Source organism: Halomicrococcus pelagicus, from assembly GCF_050954125.1.
Map to the genome: position 1 here is coordinate 806,245 of NZ_JBPBWC010000001.1, position 16,767 is coordinate 823,011.

Here is a 16,767-nt window from a genome sequence, read left to right on the forward strand (position 1 = left end):
TCGGTCGACTGACCGGATTGGAGGAGAGCGCCGACCGTGCCGACGGGGCGGCTCCCGACAGGGTGGCGACTTCGAAAGGAGTAATTCCGGAGGTCGCGAACCCGGACTCATGGTCGACGTACCAGACGAGGGCGACGTGGCGACGTACTCGCGGACGTTCACCGAACGAGAGGTCGAGCAGTTCGCCGACCTCTCCGGTGACCAGGGAACCCACCACGAGGGCGACCGTCCGATGGTCCACGGGCTACTGACGGCGACGCTCCCGACGAAGATCGGCGGCGACATGGACTACGTGGCGCGGTCGATGGAGTTCGAGTTCCGGCGGCCCGTCTACGTCGACGAGGAGGTTTCCTGTGAGTCGCGCGTCGAACGCGTCGACGAGCACGACGACCGGTACGAGATAGCGGCGACGTTCGTCTGCCGGAGCGGGGACGACGAGGTGGTTCTCGAGGGCCGAACCGAGGGCGTGATATTCCGGTGACCGACGCCCGCCGGAGTCTACTGGTCGAACTCCGGCAGGTCGTCCGGCGCGTCGAACTCCGCCTCCCAGTCGACGTAGTCCCGTTCGAGTACGTCGCAGACGGTCTGACCCAGTTCGGTCAGGGCGGCGTTGATGGAGGAGACGGCGTTCCAGGAGTCGAGGTCGGGGTGGACGTCCCGCTCCTGCCAGTCCTCCGGGATGCCCGGGGCGTGGTAGCCGACGCGGTCGGCGAAGTCGTCCCAGAAGAAGTCGAACTCGTAGAACAGGTTGAGGTCGCGAGCCGTCTCGAACTCCCGCTCGTCGAGGTCGGTATGCTCGGACCACTGGTTGAACGCCTCGGTCCAGGCGCCCTCGCGCAGGAACGTCTCCAGTTCGTCGCGTCGGTAGTCCGTCTCACCGTCGACTGACACGTCCTCGTACTGTTGGATGTCCGCCTCGGCCCGTAGCTCCGGCGGGTCCGGCACCGCAACGTCGAGTCCCATGTGCCACGATAGGACAGGCCCCCGGATAAGCGTTCCTTCGGCGAGAACCGTTCGCCACAGCGCCAGGTACGCCGCTCCCACTACCGGCACGAACTCACCCGACGGTCGGCGCAAATCGGCTCTCCGCCACCGTCGAGTTGCAGCGCCGGTGAATCTGCACCTAACTGGGCGTAATCCTCGTTATGAGCACTGAAAGAAGGCCGATACGCGGCGTTCGTCGCTGGACGGTCATGGCGTTTTATGCCGGGAACCGCCGGACGGTAGTGCGAATGAGGAGAACAACACTGGCACGAACGGTCGCAGTCGGACTAACGCTGCTGCTCGTCGGCTACGCCGGAGCGGGTGGCGTCCTCGCGGCGCAGGAGACGACGACCGAGACGGCAGCAGCGGGAACGCAGGAGGGCGGCGACGGTGACGCGAACGTCAGGGTGGCGCACATGTCGCCGGACGCCCCGCCCGTCGACGTGCTGGTCGACAACGAGACGGTCGTCGAGAATCTCTCGTTCGGTAACGTGACCGACTACCTCGCCGTCTCCGCCGGGGCGCACAACGTGACGATTCGGGCGGCGGGCGACCCGAGCACCGTCGTCTTCTCCGGAGAACTGACGTTCGACGCCGGATCGCGCCGCACCATCGTCGCCGCTGGCGAGGTCACCGACGAGGGGACGACCGACTTCGAGCCGGTGGTGCTCGAAGACGACTTCACCGTCCCCGAGGAGAACGCCTCGGTCAGGCTCGTTCACGTTTCGCCGGACGCGCCGCCCGTCGACATCACGGTCCAGGAGACGAACACGACGCTGTTCGACAACGTCTCCTTCCGGACCGCCACGGAGTACACGGAGGTCGCCCCCGGTAACTACACGGTTCAGGTCCGGCCCGCGACCGCGAACGACTCCGGCGAGGTCGTCCGGACGTTCGACCTGTCCGTAGAAGGCGGTACCGTCTACACCGCGTTCGCGGCGGGATACCTGAACCCCGACGACGCGCCAGCCGACGTGCCGTTCCAGCCGATAATCGTCGTCGACGCCGACGGTGCGGCGAACGAAACGACTGCAGCGGAGACGACGACCGAGGCCGCGAACGCGACGACCGAGACGGGGACGACGCCCGGGCAAACGACCGAATTCGGCACGACGACTGAAGCGACGGGAACCGAGACCACGGAAGCGACCGGCACGACTGCGGGGGCCGGAACGACGACCGTCGTGGGGACGATGACCGGCACGACAACCGTCGGCGGCACGACGACGACCGACGGCGGTTACTGACCTTCGGCACCGAACTTCGCCCGGTGAACCGGGATTTCCGCCGTACGAACAGACGGCCGTAATTCTCGTTACGAGTACGTTCAGCGGGCCGTTCCGCGGAGTACCGGGCTCTTTCTGCTGTGGACGGTCTCACCGTTTTAATGACGGACCCGTCGAACCGCGACTCGATGAGGGGGAATACATCGAAACGAACGCTGAGTATTGCGCTCGTAACATTGCTACTCGTCGGTTACGCCGGAGCGAGCGTCGGACTGTCGACGGACCATTCGGATAGCGCAGACGGCGATGCGATGGTCCGCGTGGCACACATGTCGCCCGACGCCCCGCCCGTCGACGTCCTCGTCGACGGCGAGACGGCCGTCGAAAACCTCTCGTTCGGCAACGTCACGGAGTACACGGCCGTTCCCGCGGGCGAGCGGAACGTGACGATTCAGGCGGCGGGCGACCCGAGCACCGTCGTCTTCTCCGGGAACGTCACCTTCGAGGCCGACACCAACTACACAGTCGCCGCGACGGGCGAGATCTCCGAGAACGCGACGACCGAGTTCGCACCGGTGGTGCTCGAAGATAACTTCATCGTTCCCGAGCAGAACGCCTCGGTCCGACTCTTCCACGCATCGCCGGACGCCCCGCCCGTCGACGTGACCGTCGAGGAGACGAACACGACGCTGTTCGACAACGTCTCCTTCCAGAACGCCACCGACTACGTCGAGGTCCCGGCGGGCGACTACACGCTGGAGGTCCGGCCCGCGACCGCGAACGACTCCGGCGAGGTCGTGGCGACGTTCGACGTCACGCTCAACGAGAGCACGGTGTACACCGCGTTCGCCGCGGGGTACCTGAACCCCGAGGACGCGCCGGCCGACGTGCCGTTCCAGCTGTTCTTGGCCATCGACGCCACGGCGGAGAAGAAGACGACGACGGCGGCGCCAGCGAAGACGACGCCGAAGAAGACCACGCCGAAAGAGACGCCACGTAAGACTACGCCGAAAGAGACGCCGGAGAAAACGACTCCGAAGAAGACCACTCCGAAGGAGACACCACGTAAGACCACTCCGAAGAAGACCACGCCGAAGGAAACCCCGGAGAAGACTACTCCGAAAGAGACGCCAAAGAAGACTACGCCGAAGGAGACGCCACGCAAAACGACTCCGAAGGAGACGCCGAAGGAAACCCCAGAGAAGACGACGCCGAAGAAGACGACACCGAAGGAAACCACTCCGAAAGAGACGACGACGACGGAGACTACGACGAAGACCACGCTGAAGAAACCTGAGACGCCGAAAACGCCAAAGACGCCGAAAACGCCGGAGACACCGGAGATGCCGAAAATGACCGAGACGCTGGAGAAACCTGAGACGCCGGAGAAACCCGAGAAGCCGAAGACGCCGAAGGAAGACGGCGAAAAGCCGTGGAAGAAGACTACTACGACGAAAGACGACGGCTACTGAACGCCGACATTTTTCTTCCGACGGTTCGATTCGCCGACGTAGAGTACGCGGTAGAGAGCGTCGACGAGTTGCTCGGACGCGATGGCGTCGGGAACGCCGAACGGGTCGAACGGCTTCCGACGTGGACCACCGCGTGGCCGTCGTGCGCGCCAGGGCGTGAGTCGCCGGGTCAGCCCTCGATGCGCTCGGCGATGGACTGGAGTTCCTCCATACGTTGCTGCCTCGCGGCGTCGCAGAGCGACTGCTGGTTCTCCGTGGGGCACTCGAGGTCGGGGACGGGCGTCGGCGTGCCGGACTCGTCCAGCGCGACGAACGTGAAGAAGGAGGTCGTCGTCTCGCGCTCCTCGCCAGTCCGGGGGTCTTCGGCGCGGACGTTCACCTTCACGTCGACGCTGGTCCGACCGGTCGAGAAGACGAACGCCTCGACGACCGCGACTTCGCCGAGGTCGATGGGGCTGATGAAATCGACGTGGTCCATCGAGGCGGTCACGCACTGCTGGTTCGAGAACCGCATCGCTGCGATAGCTCCGCAGATGTCCATCCAGTGAAGCACCACGCCCCCGAGCGCACGCCCGAGGTTGTTCGTGTCGTTCGGCAAGAGTAGCTCCGTCATCTCCGTGTACGAGTCCATCAGCGTCGCGCTGTCGCTCATGGCCGGACGTTCGCGTGACGCCCACTTAGTTCGTCGCGCTTCCGGACGACCCGACGCCGTGAAGGTCGCTCCGCACAACGGCCTCACTTAAAAAGTGAAGCATTGAACGGACACGGGGATGGGGCTCGGTCCCTTCGTGTTTGGTATGTCAGGAATGACACTCTCCGAGAACCCCGAACCGATCGCCTCGTCCCGGCATTCCTGGGGCGACGACAAGTCGCTCGTCCAGACCGTCGTCGAGACGCTAGAGGCGGCGACCGGGCAGCCCTCGGAGTCCCTCGCGCCGCTCCACCATTACGTGGACGCTCTCGAAACCGTTTTCGGCCCCCGACCGAACGGAGTAGGGCGATCTGTCGCCGGCCAGATATCCTTCACGGTCGCCGAACACGAGGTCGTCGTCGAGAGCGACGGCCGCGTCCTGGTCAGGTCCGACGAGTGACGCGAGCGAGGTAGCCGACCGCGGTACTCGACCGGAGACGGCATCGCAGGGCGCGATTCTATTCCTGCGTGGCCGTGACGTGAAAAACTGTCTTCTCACCGACAACGGTAAAAACGGAGGGTGAGAATGTGGACTGATGACCGACCAGGACCCGCCGTCGTCCGAGAACGGCGACGGGAGCGTACGCGTCGTGGGGACGGCCCACGTCTCCGCCGAGAGCGTCGAACGCGTCGAGGAGGCGGTCGAAGACGACCGCCCGGACACCGTCGCGGTCGAACTCGACGAGGGGCGGTACAAGCAGATGCGGGGCGAGATGTCCGACGACCTCGAACCGACCGACCTGCTGCACGGCAACACCGTCTTCCAGTTTCTCGCCTACTGGATGCTGTCGTACGTCCAGACGCGGATGGGCGAACAGTTCGACATCGAACCCGGCGCGGACATGAAGGCGGCCATCGAGGTGGCCGAACGCGAGGGTAGCGACGTCGCCCTGGTCGACCGAGACATCCAGACGACCATCCAGCGGTTCTGGGCACGGATGACCGGTCGGGAGAAAGCACGGATGGTCGGCAGCCTCGCGTTGGGCGTCACCGACCCGCTGACGCTGGGACTGCTCGGCGGTGCGATCCTCGGCACGTTCTTCGCGCTCCTGTTCGGAATCTTCTTCGCCCCCCTGCTCGGCGTCGGTGAGTTGCTCACGCTCGGCGCGAGCGCCGACACGCTCGAACTGTTCGGGGCCGTCGTCGGCGGTGGCGTCGCCGGCCTCGCGCTCGGTGCGTTCGCGCTTTCGATGGGTCTCACTCGGCGCTACGACGTCGTACTCGCCGGCGGCGCACTCGTCGGCCTCGGCGTCGGTGCGGCGGTCGGCGTCGGTGCCATCTCCCCCGTGCTGGTCGGCACTCCGACGCTCGAATCCATCGGTGCGGTCGCGTTGCGCTCACTCGTCGCCATCGCGGCCGGCGTCGGCGTCGGTCTCGTCGTCGGGCTCGTCGCTGGCTTCGTCATGGGCACGGGCATCGAGAGCGAGGCGGAACTGGACGAGGAGTTCGACATCGAGGACCTGACCGACAGCGACGTCATCACCGCCATGATGGAGGAGTTCCGGCGCTTCTCGCCGGGTGGCGCGGAGGCGCTCATCGACGAACGCGACGCGTACATCGCACACAACCTCGTCGACCTGCGGAACGCGGGAAAGGACGTCGTCGCAGTCGTCGGTGCCGGTCACCGCGCCGGCATCGAGGAGTACCTCGAACGCCCCGAGACGCTGCCGCCGATGGAGTCGCTGACCGGCACGGAACGGGGCCGGCGCTTCTCGCTCTTCAAGCTGTTCGGCTACCTCGTCTCCGCCGGATTCGTCGCGTTCTTCGTCCTGCTGTTCATGGCCGGCGTACGAAACACCTTCCTCATCAAGGTGTTCGCCGCCTGGTTCCTCTTCAACGGCATCTTCGCGTTCTCGCTTGCGAAGCTGGCGGGCGCACACTGGGGGAGCGCGCTCGTCGGCGGCGCTATCGCGTGGCTGACCAGCGTCAACCCGCTGCTCGCACCCGGCTGGTTCGCGGGCTACGTGGAACTGAAGTACACCCGGGTCAACGTCGCCGACATTGCGACGCTGAACGAGATAATGAGCGACGAGGAGAGTCCCATCTCCGACCTCGTCACGCGGATGATGGACGTGCCGCTGTTCCGACTCATCGCCATCGTCGCCATGACGAACCTCGGGAGCATGATAGCGACGTTCATGTTTCCCTTCGTCGTGCTCCCCGTCGTCGCCCCGGAGGTCGGCGGCGTCGACCGCATCACGGATCTGATGATACGAGGCGCACAGAACAGCGCCGACCTCATCGTGGAGGCGCTCACGTGAAATTCAGTGGCCGCGAACTCCGGGACCTGCTGGTCGCGTGGCTCGCGCTCGGCGTCGCGTTCGCGTTCTTCCTCGAACGCGACCTCGTCCGGGCGCTGATGCAGGGAGGCGCGCCACCGTCGCAGTTCCTGTCGGCGCTCGTGCTCTCGCTGGTCACGGCCGGCGTCGGCTTCCTCCTGCATGAACTCGCGCACAAGGTCACCGCCATCAGGTTCGGGCAGGCCGCCGAGTTCCGCGCCGACTACGGCATGCTGTTTCTCGCCGTCGCGGGCGGCCTCGCCGGCTTCCTCTTCGCCGCGCCCGGTGCCGTCTACCACCGCGGTCGAGCCACGCTCCGGGAGAACGGCCTCATCGCGCTCGCCGGCCCGGCGACGAACGTCGTACTCGGCGTTCTCTTTTTCCCCTTCATCTTCCTCGGACCGGGTTTCGTCTCCGAGGTCGGCTACCGCGGCGCGCAGATCAACTTCCTGCTCGCTGGCTTCAACATGTTGCCGTGGGGGCCGCTCGACGGGAACACGGTTCGCAAGTGGAGCACCGTCGCCTTCGTGGCCGCGCTCGTTCCGACCGTCGGCGTCGGCCTGTTCGCGCTGCTGATTATGTGACGTCGGCGTCGAGCACGACCTGCTCGTCCGTCACGTTCTCCAGCTGGGACTCCTGGAAGGTGTACTTCTCCCCCTCGACGTTCAGAACGGACAGGGCCTCGTCGGACGCGTCGTCGGCGACCGCGACGTAGGCGACGCCCTGGTCGACCTTTTCGACGGTTCCGAGCGTCTCGCCGTCCCGCGTGGCGACGTCCTTTCCCTCCTCGCTCTCGGTCAGCGTCGGTTCCATACCGGGCCGACGTGGGTGAGCGTCAAGGGTACTGTGGGCACTCGATGACACGAGTCGTCGCGCGGTCGACGCCGCGCCGCCGCGGGGCTCCTGCCCTGGTCGGGCGGGAAGGTACAACGACCGTTTCACTCTCGACAAGATACTTACCAATATCAGTCGTCTCTTCTCGTATGCGCCGCAGAACCCTCCTCGCCGGCGTCGCGGCCGGTCTGCTGTCGGGGTGCGTCGGCTCGCCCGGAACCGGTTCCGGACCGGAACCGGCCGGCTCGACGACCGGCGGAACCACGACCAGTACCACGACGAACGACGGGACCACGACCGCCGTCCCGCCGGACGCGCGGTACGCCGTCACGAATTTCTCGGTCGAGACGGAGAAGGTCGCGCCGACGGCGAAGTACGCGCTGGAGACGACGAAGGTGTACTCCCGCGAGGCCGCGCTGGCGGAGGTGGACGCGAGCGATATCGTCGACGTGTCGGAACTTCCGGACCCCGACATGCGCGAGGCCATCGCGGCAGCAATCCGGGACGGAAAACTGCGGACCGACGACGTGCCGGCGGGGCTCGACGACGCGCTGGAGCGCTACGCCTTCTTCACGGGCGTGAACGCGGACGGCAGCACTCACACTCACTACGGGCTGAAACTGTACCGCCTCTCGCCGTCGTCGTCGCCGCAACTGCGGTTCGACGCACGTCCCGTAGACCGGGGCGTCGCGCCGGACGACCCGGGCGAGATAGCGTTCGCCGTGACGAACGAGGGCGAGACGACCCAGGAGATTTTCAGCGGTACCGTCCCGCCGTTCGGCGTCCTCCGGGCCGAGGCACGCGACGCCGACCGGCAGTTCCTCCTTTGGCGCGACTACGAGGAAGAGGGCTGCGCGCAGGTGGAGAACGGGCGCGTCCGGGCCGTCTGTGACATCGGGAAGCTCACGCCCGTCGAACCGGGCGAGACGGTGACGAAGCGGTACGAACTCCGGCCGGGAACCCCGGGGATGGAATCCGGCAGCTACGTCGTCGACGGGACGCTGAGCTACAGTTCGGAGATGCAAGAGCCGTCGACGGAAGTCGAGTGGGCGGTGAACTTCGCGCTCGAAGCGCGGTGACGACCGTTACAGCACACCCATCGCGTCGAGTCGCTCGGGCAGGTAGGTTTCGGTGACGAAGTCGAGGCCGTGGGAGGCGAGCGCCTGCTGTTCGGACTTCTTGTTTATGTCGAGCTGGAGCTCTATCTGCTCCTCCCAGTAGTCGGTCTGGAAGCGCGGGTCCTCGAGTTCCGATTCGAGGGCGTTTACGTCGGAGTCGCTGAGGGGGTCGGTCGGCAGGTCGTACTCCACGATGTCCTCAGGCTGGATGCCGATGAACCGCGCCTCGGGAGTGGCGAGGTAGTCGCTCAGGTGTGCGGACTTGATGGAGCCGTACGCCACGGAGCCGAAGATGCGGTACGACCACGGGTCGCCGTCAGTGAACACGGTGACGGGGAGGTCGAGTTCGTCGTGCAGACGCCTGGTGATGCGGCGGGTCGCCCGCGCCGGCTGCCCCTTCAGATGGACGATGAGGGCGTTGTACTCGTCGTCGAACCCGTTCTCGACGAGACGGTCGCGCATCCCACCGGTCTCAACGGCGAGGATGAAGTCGGCGTCGTTGTCGAGGAACTCGATGGTGTCGGGGTTGTTCGGAATCTGGTAGCCGCCCTCGCCAACATCCTCCTGGCAGTGAATCTCGCGCTCGCCGCGTCGAGTCTGCTCGCGGAGGTGCAGCGGTCCCATGATGGTCGCGCCGGACTCCTCGGGGCGCATGTGGAAGTCCTCGCGGGTGACCTCCGAGACGATCTCCAGGTCCTCGACCAGCTGGTTCGACTCGTCCTGGTCGGAGAACTGCGCTTCGTCGGCGTCCCAGGACTCCGAGAGGTAGTAGAGCTCACGCAGGGTCGACGAGCGGTCCTCCTCCAGTTGCGTGGCGAGGAACTCGATGGTGTAGACCGCCTTCATCAGCTTCTGGGCACCGCGAACGCTCTTCGCGCTGCGGGTGCTCTGGCGGTCGCCGTACACCCAGACGTCCTCGTCCTCGTCGTACTCGATGTTGCTTTTCGTCCGCGTCGGCAGGCTCATCCGCGGCACTTCGCCCTGTTCGAACTGGTCGTAGAACTCCGCCGCGAGTTCGATGAGTTTCTCGCGCGCGTCTGTGTCTGCGCTCATGATTCGTCGGTGATGGTGAGTTTCTCGCTCTCGACGCCGTCGACGTTCACGTCGAACGACGCCTCCTCATCCGTTTCGTACTGCAGTTCGACCGTCTCCCCGCTCTCGACGGTCGGCGACCACTGGACGAACCACTCCTCGTCCATGTCGACCGCCGTCGCGCCGTCGGAGAGGTTCCGCGGCTCGGCGGAGACGATGTCGGTCACGTCGACCTCCTCGTTGCGGTCGGTGTGATTCTCGACCGAGAGGGTGACGACGCCGTCCTCTACCTCACGCTCGACGAGGACGTTGTTCATTATCCGTGCCAGCGCGTCCCCGTACTCCGGCTCCTCCTGGTCCGTCACCTCGGCCAGCTTCGTCGCCATCTTCGGGAGGATGGAGGCGATGACGTTCTGCTTGCGCTTGCGCTGCTGAAGCGACCGGCGCTTCTTGAGGTACGACTTCAGGTCGCGGGCCGCCTCCCGGATGGCGAGCTCTATCTCGTCTTCGATTTCGGGGACGTTCGCGACGGCGTCCTTGCTCTCGCTGGTGAACGGCACGTTCGTCGACGCGACGTGGACCATGATGACGACCGGTCCGTTCGGAATGCCGCTACCGCCCGGCTGGTCCAGGTTGTAGTTGCGCCAGCCGATGGACTTCACCACGTCGGTCGTCGCGCACGCACCGCGCTGGTACACCAGCGGGACGCGGTTGGCGAACCGCAGCACGTCGGCCTTCCCCTCGCTCTCGAGGTCGCCGCCGTAGGCGATGCCGGCCTCGACGATGAACGGGTCGCCGCCGTGTACGTCGGCCTCGCGGGTCGAGGCGGCGTAGAAGTCTGCGTCGAACTCCTTTCGGAGGCCGGCCTCGACCAGCTCCGCGGTGATGGGCGAGAGGCAGTCGGTCGGCGGCGAGATGATGTTCGTCTCTCGCATCGCCGCCAGCAGTTCGCTCGTCGCGTCGCGGTCGTCCGCCAGTTCGCGCACGAGCGGCACGTCGTCCGGGACAGTCACCGTCGACTCCCAGACCGCCTCGACGACATTCTCGCGAGCCGTCTCGCCGACAGTCGCGTCCGCGTACTCCTCGGTGTTGTCCGCGGCGCGGTCGACGAACTCGGCGAGTTCCGGCCGCGTGAGGCGGTCGGTCCCGTCGTCGCGGTCGAACTGCGAGGCGAGGCGCTCCGCGAGCGCCCGGACGGTCTCGTCGTCCTTCTGAGTCGTCGTCGCCGCGTCGACGTGCCGGTAGAGGTCCGAGACCCGGTCGTCGGTGACGGCGTCCCACGCCGCGTCGACGGCGTTCGCCTGGACCGTGTCGCCGAACGTCGCGCCGTGGTCGTCGGCGACCGCCTCGGCGGCCTCGGCCACGGCGTCCCGGAGCTGGCTGTGTGCGATCAGTTCGCGTTCGCTCACTTCGGCGGCGACGCGCTCGGCGAACGCGGCCGTCGCGTCCGCACCCTTGTTCGCCACCGCAACCTCGACGGCGGCTTCCACGTCGGCGTCGTCGTGAGCCTGCGGACCGGACCACGCCATCTCTCGGCCGAAGTAGCGGTCGCGGAAGTTGTCGACGATGTTGTCGGCGGTCTTCCGGCCGACGCGGGTGAACTCCTCCTGGACGAACCCGGAGACGCTGTGGGAACTCGTCTCGGCCAGCATCTTCAGCACGGTGCCGAGTTCGACGCCGTGGGGGTGTGGCCGGATTTCTTCGGTCTCGGCCGGCATCTCGTACCCCTCGGCGCGCTCGAACACCTGTTCGTCGTCCATGCTCGGCTCCTTGAACCGGATGCGAGCGTGCGGGTTGACGACCGCGGTGTGTTTGATGTACCGGAGAAGCTGCTGTCGCGCCCGCATGTTCGCCTCCATCTCCAGCTCGATGCGAGTGCCGTGGGTCGGATTGAGGTCGCTCTCGCCCGGCGAGAGGTCCCGCTCCGTCTTGATCTCCGGTTCGTTCTTGTCGGTGTCGATGATGAGTTCGAAGTACTCGGCCGACGAACTGTTCTCCGTCCGGCTGGTGACCTTCGCGGGCTTCCCGCTGGTCAACTGGGCGTACAGGACCGCCGCCGAGATGCCGATACCCTGCTGGCCCCGCGACTGTTCGCGCTTGTGGAACCGCGAGCCGTACAGCAGTTTCCCGAAGACGTTCGGGATCTGCTCGCGGGTGATTCCGGGACCGTTGTCCTCCACGACGAGGCGGTAGTAGTCGCCCGCCTCCTCGATCTTGACGTAGATGTCCGGCGGGTCGAGACGCGCCTCCTCGGTGGCGTCGAGCGCGTTGTCGACGGCCTCCTTGACGGCGGTGACCAGCCCCCGGGCTCCGCTGTCGAACCCGAGCATGTGCTTGTTCTTCTCGAAGAACTCGGCGATGGAGATCTGGCGCTGGCTTTCGGCCAGTTCCTCGGCGATCCCCTCGTCGCCGAGCGTCGACTGCATGGAAGGCATTCTTCGCCTGTACTTATCGGCGGGGAGCTTAAAACTGCCCGGATGGGGCGCGGTGAAAGTGAAAGTGGGCTCGAGACGCCGTCGAGAGGAAGTTTTCGACCTTTCCCGACGGCCGCGGGTACTTCGTCGGCGGAAGCTATCCGCGTTCAACGACGATGCCCCCGGCCGGGTTATCTCCGCCGGAGACGGTGTCGGACAAATCCCGGCATTCTGCGCTTCGTCCACCCATTCATTGTGATAATTTTACAAATCACGCGCGCGCGTGCGTGAGCTTTATCAGGGGCCAGGCTCTACGATAAATCAGGATTTATGAGTGACGCAAATGAGTACGGAGCCGGGCAGATACAGGTGCTCGAAGGGCTGCAGGCCGTTCGAAAGCGCCCGGCGATGTACATCGGTTCTACAGACTCTCGCGGGCTACATCACCTCGTGTTCGAGGTCGTCGACAACTCCATCGACGAAGCGCTGGCGGGCCACTGCAACGCCATCGACGTCACGGTCCACGAGGACCACTCCGTCAGCATCGTCGACGACGGTCGCGGCATCCCCGTCGACACGCACGAGGAGTACGACAAACCCGCGGTCGAAGTCATACTGACGGTCCTCCACGCGGGAGGGAAGTTCGACAACAAGTCCTACCAGGTCTCCGGCGGGCTCCACGGGGTCGGCGTCTCCGTGGTGAACGCCCTCTCCCAGCGCCTCGAAGTCGAGGTCAGGCGGGAGGGCGTGCTCTGGCGACAGACGTTCGAGCGCGGCGAGCCCCAGGGCGAACTGGAGCAGGTCCGGGACCTCGACGACGACGAAGAGACGGGCACGGAGATACGGTTCTGGCCCGACGAGGAGATATTCGAGACGACGGAGTTCACCTACTCGACGCTGGAGACCCGGCTTCGAGAACTCGCCTTCCTCAACTCGGGCGTGCGGATATCGCTCGACGACGAGCGCGACGAGGAGTCGGGCGACACCTTCCACTACGACGGTGGCATCCGGGAGTTCGTCGAGTACCTGAACGAGACGAAGTCCGCGCTGCACCGCGACGTCATCTACTTCGAGGACGAGGAACAGAACATCCAGGTCGAGGTGGCGATGCAGGCCACCGACGAACTCCAGGGGTCGATTCACGCGTTCGCGAACAACATCAACACGCGCGAGGGCGGCACCCATCTCACAGGGTTCAAGACGGCGCTGACGCGCGTCGTCAACGACTACGCCAACGGGAACGACCTTCTCGGAGACATCGACGAGAACCTCAAGGGCGAGGACATTCGGGAGGGCCTCACGGCGGTCATCTCGGTGAAACATCCCGACCCGCAGTTCGAGGGCCAGACGAAGACGAAACTCGGCAACAGCGAGGTACGGGGCATCGTCGAGAGCGTGATGCACGACGGCCTCGGTACGTTCTTCGAGGAGAACCCCGACACCGCCGAGGCCATCGTCGCCAAGGCGGTCGAGGCCGCGAAGGCCCGCAAGGCGGCGAAGAAGGCCGAGGAACTGACCCGACGGAAGAACGCCCTCGACTCGACGGCCCTGCCCGGCAAACTCGCCGACTGCCAGTCGCGTGACCCCGGGGAGTCCGAACTGTTCGTCGTGGAGGGCGACTCCGCAGGTGGGTCGGCCAAGCAGGCCCGGGACCGCAGGTTCCAGGCCATCCTCCCGCTGTTCGGCAAGGTGCTGAACGTCGAGAAACACCGCCTCGACCGCGTGCTGGAGAACGACAAGATACGCCACTTCATCACCGCCATCGGCACGGGCATCGGCGAGGAGTTCGACCTCGACGAGGCGCGCTACCACAAGATAATCATCATGACGGACGCTGACGTCGACGGCGCGCACATCCGGACCCTCTACCTGACGCTGCTGTACCGCTACATGCGGCCCCTGCTGGAGGCCGGGTACGTGTACGCGGCCCAGCCGCCGCTGTACCGCATCCGCCACCGCGGGGAGACGTACGACGTCATGACGGAGGAGGAGCGCGACCGCATCATCGAAGAGGAGTGCGACGGCAACCCCTCGCAGGTCCAGCGGTTCAAGGGACTGGGCGAGATGAACCCCGAACAGCTGTGGGACACGACGATGGACCCCGAGAACCGCATCCTCAAGCAGATAACCATCGAGGACGCCGCCGCGGCGGACAAGATGTTCTCGGTGCTGATGGGTGACGCCGTCGAACCGCGCAAGCAGTTCATCCAGGAACACGCGACGGAAGCGGAGTGGGTAGACATATGAGTTCGGAACCCTCTGACGTCCCCGACGAGGTCGCGGAGCGAATCGACAGCGTCCGCGTCGAGGACGAGATGGAGCAGAGTTACATCGACTACGCGATGTCCGTCATCGCGGGACGCGCGCTGCCGGACGTGCGCGACGGGCTGAAACCCGTCCATCGGCGCATCCTCTACGCGATGCACCGCTCCGGCGTCACCAGCGGCGCGAGCCACCGCAAGTCCTCGAACATCGTCGGGGACACGATGGGCGACTTCCACCCCCACGGTGACCAGTCCATCTACGACGCGCTCGCGCGGATGGCCCAGGAGTTCTCGATGCGTTACCCCCTCATCGACGGCCAGGGTAACTTCGGGAGCGTCGACGGCGACCCGCCGGCGGCGATGCGGTACACGGAGGCCCGGATGGCTCCCATCGCGGAGGAACTGCTGGCGGACATCGACAAGGACACCGTCGACTGGCAGTCCAACTACGACGACCGCCTCCAGGAGCCGGAAGTGCTGCCGGCGGCCGTCCCGAACCTGCTCGTCAACGGTTCCTCGGGCATCGCGGTCGGCATGAGCACCAACATCCCGCCGCACAACCTCGGCGAGATCGTCGATGCGACCGTCGAACTCATCGACAACCCCGACGCGACCGTCGAGGACCTGATGGAGCACGTCAAGGGGCCGGACTTCCCGACCGGTGCGAACATCGTCGGGAAGAACGCGATTCACAGCGCGTACAAGACGGGTCGCGGGCGACTCAGGGTGCGCGCGGAGTACGAGGTCCAGGACGACCGCATCGTCATCTCGGAGCTTCCCTACCAGACGAACAAGGCGCGGCTCATCGAGAAGATAGCCGACAGCGTCAACGACGGCACCATCGAGGGCATCCGCGACCTGCGCGACGAGTCCGACCGCGACGGCATCCGCGTCGTCGTCGAACTCAAGCAGAACGCCATCGCCGAGGTCGTCGAGAACCAGTTGCTCGACCACTACCTCGAGAAAACGTTCGGCGTCATCAACCTAGCGCTGGTCGACGGCGAACCGAAGGTGTTGAGCCTCAAGGAGACGCTCGAACACTACGTCGACCACCGCAAGAGCGTCGTCCGGCGGCGCTCGAAGCACGAACTCGACGAGGCCGAACACCGCGCACACATCCTTGAAGGCCGACTGCGCGCGCTCGACGACATCGACGACGTGGTCGACCTGATACAGGACGCCGAGGACCGTGACGCCGCCCGCGCCGCGCTCGAAGGCGAGTTCGGCTTCTCGGAGACCCAGTCCGAGCACATCGTCCGCATGCAGCTCGGGAGCCTCACCTCGCTCGAAGCCGCGGAGATAGAGGAGGAGTACGAGGACGTCCAGGCGCGCATCGAGCGCCTCCAGACCATCCTCGAGAACGAGTCCGAACTGCTGGCCGTCATCAAAGACGAACTCCGCGAAGTGAAGGCGGAGTACGACGACGACCGCCGGACCAGCATCGTGGAGGGGACCGACGAGGTCACCCGCGAGGACCTCATCGCCGAGGAGGACGTCTTCGTCGTCGTCACCGAGCAGGACTACGTCAAGCGCATGCCCGTCGAGCGGTTCGACGCGCAGGGTCGGGGCGGCAAGGGCATCATCGGCGCGGACGTGAAAGACGACGACCGCGTCTCGAAGGTGTTCCGGGCGAACACCCACGACTACCTGCTCTGTTTCACCAACTACGGTCAGGTGTACCGCCTGAAGACCTACCAGATACCGGAGATGTCCCGGACCGCCCGCGGCAAGTCCGCCATCAATCTGCTCGACCTGGACGACGGCGAGGACATCACGGCCGTCGTCACCACCGACGAGTTCGAGGACGACGAGTCCCTGAGCATGGTCACGCGCCAGGGCTACGTCAAGCGAACCAGCGCTGCGGAGTTCGACAACATCCTCTCGACCGGCATCATCGCCGCGAAACTCGAAGACGGGGACGAACTCGTCGACGTGGAGGTCACCGACGGCACGAAAGACCTCGTGCTGGCGACCCGCGACGGGATGACCATCCGGTTCGACGAGTCCGACGCCCGCGAGATGGGTCGCAACGCCCGCGGCGTCCACGGCATCGACCTCCAGGACGGCGACGAGGTCGTCGGGATGGTCGCCGCCGACAGCGAGGGTCGCGAACTGCTCACCGTCACCCGGCAGGGGTACGGCAAGCGGACGCCGCTCGACGAGTACCGCCCGCAGTCGCGCAACGGCATGGGCCTCGTCGACATCAAGACCGGCGACCGGAACGGCCCGGTCACGTCGGTGAAGTCGGTCGCCCCCGACGATCATCTCGTCGTGATGAGCGAGAACGGCCAGATAATGCGCATCCGCGCAGCCGACATCTCTCGAGTCGGCCGCAACACGATGGGCGTGACGGTAATGGAGATAGACGTCGAGGACGCCGTCGCGAGCGTGGACGTGCTGCCGACGCCGGACGACGAGAGCGAAACAGTCACCGACGGCGAAGAGTAGGCGGC

General features: G+C 65.8%; 14 protein-coding genes. 9 read left to right on the forward strand and 5 right to left on the reverse strand.

The genetic code is table 11. The annotated features are described in order from the left end of the window. Positions 1-109: 109 nt before the first annotated feature. Positions 110-481 carry a hotdog domain-containing protein gene (locus tag ACRYA2_RS04540; RefSeq protein ID WP_433624632.1) on the forward strand — a complete coding sequence of 124 codons (372 nt, stop codon included), beginning with the start codon at positions 110-112 and terminating at the stop codon, positions 479-481. 17 nt (positions 482-498) lie between these two features. Here ACRYA2_RS04540 and ACRYA2_RS04545 read toward each other — a convergent pair whose 3' ends face one another. Then, positions 499-963: a DUF7992 family protein gene (locus tag ACRYA2_RS04545; protein ID WP_433624634.1), complete on the reverse strand. Its 465-nt coding sequence runs from the start codon at positions 961-963 to the stop codon at positions 499-501. A 269-nt stretch (positions 964-1,232) separates the two neighbouring features. Between ACRYA2_RS04545 and ACRYA2_RS04550 the strand changes: the two genes are divergently transcribed. Then, on the forward strand, positions 1,233-2,231 hold the full coding sequence (locus ACRYA2_RS04550; protein WP_433624636.1) for a DUF4397 domain-containing protein: 999 nt from the start codon (positions 1,233-1,235) through the stop codon (positions 2,229-2,231). Between the two features lie 167 nt (positions 2,232-2,398). Then, entirely contained in the window at positions 2,399-3,682 is a 1,284-nt protein-coding gene (locus ACRYA2_RS04555) for a DUF4397 domain-containing protein (RefSeq protein WP_433624638.1), read from the forward strand. Positions 3,683-3,851: 169 nt separating this feature from the next. Here ACRYA2_RS04555 and ACRYA2_RS04560 read toward each other — a convergent pair whose 3' ends face one another. Continuing rightward, positions 3,852-4,334, reverse strand: coding sequence for an acyl-CoA thioesterase (locus ACRYA2_RS04560; protein ID WP_433624640.1), 483 nt, complete (start codon positions 4,332-4,334; stop codon positions 3,852-3,854). A gap of 145 nt (positions 4,335-4,479) precedes the next feature. Here ACRYA2_RS04560 and ACRYA2_RS04565 point away from each other — a divergent pair, with 145 nt between their 5' ends. The 3 genes from ACRYA2_RS04565 to ACRYA2_RS04575 all read left to right on the forward strand — a co-directional run bounded on the left by ACRYA2_RS04565 (position 4,480) and on the right by ACRYA2_RS04575 (position 7,236). Further along, entirely contained in the window at positions 4,480-4,773 is a 294-nt protein-coding gene (locus tag ACRYA2_RS04565; RefSeq protein ID WP_433624643.1) for a HalOD1 output domain-containing protein, read from the forward strand. A 136-nt stretch (positions 4,774-4,909) separates the two neighbouring features. Beyond that, a complete protein-coding gene (locus ACRYA2_RS04570; RefSeq protein ID WP_433624645.1) occupies positions 4,910-6,634 on the forward strand; it encodes a TraB/GumN family protein in 1,725 nt (574 codons plus the stop codon). Continuing rightward, positions 6,631-7,236, forward strand: a complete 606-nt coding sequence (locus tag ACRYA2_RS04575) for a zinc metalloprotease (RefSeq protein WP_433624647.1) — start codon at positions 6,631-6,633, stop codon at positions 7,234-7,236. Before ACRYA2_RS04570 ends, ACRYA2_RS04575 begins: the two co-directional genes overlap by 4 nt. On the opposite strand, the gene ACRYA2_RS04580 is transcribed toward ACRYA2_RS04575, so the two are convergent. Beyond that, entirely contained in the window at positions 7,229-7,465 is a 237-nt protein-coding gene (locus ACRYA2_RS04580) for a hypothetical protein (protein WP_433624649.1), read from the reverse strand. The genes ACRYA2_RS04575 and ACRYA2_RS04580 overlap by 8 nt on opposite strands. A 170-nt stretch (positions 7,466-7,635) precedes the next feature. Between ACRYA2_RS04580 and ACRYA2_RS04585 the strand changes: the two genes are divergently transcribed. Continuing rightward, positions 7,636-8,565, forward strand: a complete 930-nt coding sequence (locus tag ACRYA2_RS04585) for a DUF8130 domain-containing protein (RefSeq protein WP_433624651.1) — start codon at positions 7,636-7,638, stop codon at positions 8,563-8,565. A 6-nt stretch (positions 8,566-8,571) separates the two neighbouring features. On the opposite strand, the gene ACRYA2_RS04590 is transcribed toward ACRYA2_RS04585, so the two are convergent. Together ACRYA2_RS04590 and ACRYA2_RS04595 are read right to left on the reverse strand one after the other, a co-directional pair. After that, complete coding sequence (locus ACRYA2_RS04590) at positions 8,572-9,657, reverse strand: DNA topoisomerase IV subunit A (protein ID WP_433624653.1); 1,086 nt, start codon at positions 9,655-9,657, stop codon at positions 8,572-8,574. Further along, on the reverse strand, positions 9,654-12,071 hold the full coding sequence (locus ACRYA2_RS04595; RefSeq protein ID WP_433624655.1) for a DNA topoisomerase VI subunit B: 2,418 nt from the start codon (positions 12,069-12,071) through the stop codon (positions 9,654-9,656). The genes ACRYA2_RS04590 and ACRYA2_RS04595 overlap by 4 nt, the downstream gene beginning before the upstream one ends. Before the next feature lie 309 nt (positions 12,072-12,380). On the opposite strand from ACRYA2_RS04595, the gene gyrB reads away from it, so the two are divergent. Both gyrB and gyrA read left to right on the forward strand, forming a co-directional pair. Then, a complete protein-coding gene (gyrB, locus tag ACRYA2_RS04600; protein WP_433624657.1) occupies positions 12,381-14,297 on the forward strand; it encodes a DNA topoisomerase (ATP-hydrolyzing) subunit B in 1,917 nt (638 codons plus the stop codon). Beyond that, positions 14,294-16,762 (forward strand): DNA gyrase subunit A, encoded by a 2,469-nt coding sequence (gene gyrA / locus ACRYA2_RS04605; protein WP_433624659.1) that lies wholly within the window; start codon positions 14,294-14,296, stop codon positions 16,760-16,762. The genes gyrB and gyrA overlap by 4 nt, the downstream gene beginning before the upstream one ends. The last annotated feature ends 5 nt before the right edge of the window (positions 16,763-16,767 follow it).

Bases quoted from the DNA above. Each gene is read 5' to 3' on its own strand.
- ACRYA2_RS04540 (WP_433624632.1), top strand. From the start codon at position 110: ATGGTCGACGTACCAGACGAGGGCGACGTGGCGACGTACTCGCGGACG.
- ACRYA2_RS04545 (WP_433624634.1), bottom strand. From the start codon at position 963: ATGGGACTCGACGTTGCGGTGCCGGACCCGCCGGAGCTACGGGCCGAG.
- ACRYA2_RS04550 (WP_433624636.1), top strand. From the start codon at position 1,233: ATGAGGAGAACAACACTGGCACGAACGGTCGCAGTCGGACTAACGCTG.
- ACRYA2_RS04555 (WP_433624638.1), top strand. From the start codon at position 2,399: ATGAGGGGGAATACATCGAAACGAACGCTGAGTATTGCGCTCGTAACA.
- ACRYA2_RS04560 (WP_433624640.1), bottom strand. From the start codon at position 4,334: ATGAGCGACAGCGCGACGCTGATGGACTCGTACACGGAGATGACGGAG.
- ACRYA2_RS04565 (WP_433624643.1), top strand. From the start codon at position 4,480: ATGTCAGGAATGACACTCTCCGAGAACCCCGAACCGATCGCCTCGTCC.
- ACRYA2_RS04570 (WP_433624645.1), top strand. From the start codon at position 4,910: ATGACCGACCAGGACCCGCCGTCGTCCGAGAACGGCGACGGGAGCGTA.
- ACRYA2_RS04580 (WP_433624649.1), bottom strand. From the start codon at position 7,465: ATGGAACCGACGCTGACCGAGAGCGAGGAGGGAAAGGACGTCGCCACG.
- ACRYA2_RS04585 (WP_433624651.1), top strand. From the start codon at position 7,636: ATGCGCCGCAGAACCCTCCTCGCCGGCGTCGCGGCCGGTCTGCTGTCG.
- ACRYA2_RS04590 (WP_433624653.1), bottom strand. From the start codon at position 9,657: ATGAGCGCAGACACAGACGCGCGCGAGAAACTCATCGAACTCGCGGCG.
- ACRYA2_RS04595 (WP_433624655.1), bottom strand. From the start codon at position 12,071: ATGCCTTCCATGCAGTCGACGCTCGGCGACGAGGGGATCGCCGAGGAA.
- gyrB (WP_433624657.1), top strand. From the start codon at position 12,381: ATGAGTGACGCAAATGAGTACGGAGCCGGGCAGATACAGGTGCTCGAA.
- gyrA (WP_433624659.1), top strand. From the start codon at position 14,294: ATGAGTTCGGAACCCTCTGACGTCCCCGACGAGGTCGCGGAGCGAATC.